The 545-nt window shown below is 42.2% G+C and carries 1 protein-coding gene; it reads right to left on the reverse strand.

Going from position 1 to position 545, the window contains the following annotated elements:
* Positions 1 to 449: hypothetical protein (locus VC182_RS11490; RefSeq protein ID WP_416350593.1), on the reverse strand; the 449-nt coding region annotated here is incomplete at its 3' end.
* Between the last annotated feature and the right edge of the window lie 96 nt (positions 450 to 545).

The raw sequence follows: 545 nt of genomic DNA on the forward strand, positions 1-545 counted from the left end.
AACTGACAACGCTTCAAGTCCATGACTGATTTAAGTGACTGCTGTGCAGATACAGTGAGCTTATCCACCTCATCAAACAAGAAGTAGTCAGTTTGACCATAGTGGTGAAAAGGATTTCGGCTATTGCACATGGTGATCTGCTTAACAATCGCCGTGCTACTTAAACCCCCTCCACAACGAAATATCTCAGGGATAGCATCTTCAACTACCTGCATTTGCCCAATAGGGCTTGTTTGTGGATAGTTACCTGCATACGCTGTTTCAAGCAGGCTAGGCAATAAAAATCCTAAAGTGCTTTTACCAGTGCCATAAGTGCCATGCAGCAAAATGCCACTTTTGCCATTAAATGGAAATGGCAATTGGCGACTGAGAATGAGCTCCAATACTTCTCGCTCTGTTGAATTGTTAATCAAAAAGTCGTCTAAACAACTGGGTGCAAATAAGGACATAGTCCCTCCTATATAAGAATAAAAAAAGGGGGCTATGTCGCCATAGCCCCAAAGGTTAGTTAAACAAGTTCAGCTTCTGCTGCTTCTGTTTCAAAT

Source organism: Polynucleobacter sp. AP-Nickl1-40-C4 (assembly GCF_035012665.1).
In the GTDB taxonomy this organism is placed as follows: domain Bacteria; phylum Pseudomonadota; class Gammaproteobacteria; order Burkholderiales; family Burkholderiaceae; genus Polynucleobacter.